This window comes from Paraburkholderia sp. SIMBA_030, from assembly GCF_046535245.1.
GTDB lineage: Bacteria > Pseudomonadota > Gammaproteobacteria > Burkholderiales > Burkholderiaceae > Paraburkholderia.
Map to the genome: position 1 here is coordinate 1 of NZ_JAWRXB010000920.1, position 259 is coordinate 259.

The window sequence follows — 259 nt, forward strand, 5'->3', positions numbered from 1 at the left end:
CTTGAAACCTTTGGGCGATTGGATATTCTGGTAAACAATGCGGGGATTCAGCATGTGTCGGATATAGAAAACTTCCCGACTGATAAATTTGAATTTATGCTGAAATTAATGCTTACTGCTCCTTTTAGTGCGACAAAAAGAGTATTCCCTTTGATGAAAAAACAAAAATTTGGCCGCATCATCAATATGGCTTCCATAAATGGTTTAATTGGTTTTGCAGGGAAAGCAGCTTATTGCAGCGCTAAACACGGTTTGATCG

At 38.6% G+C, this 259-nt stretch carries 1 protein-coding gene; it reads left to right on the forward strand.

Annotated elements, in window-relative coordinates:
- Positions 1–259, forward strand: a 259-nt coding sequence (locus tag SB772_RS42710) for an SDR family NAD(P)-dependent oxidoreductase (RefSeq protein ID WP_410838859.1), incomplete at both ends; no start/stop codon positions are given.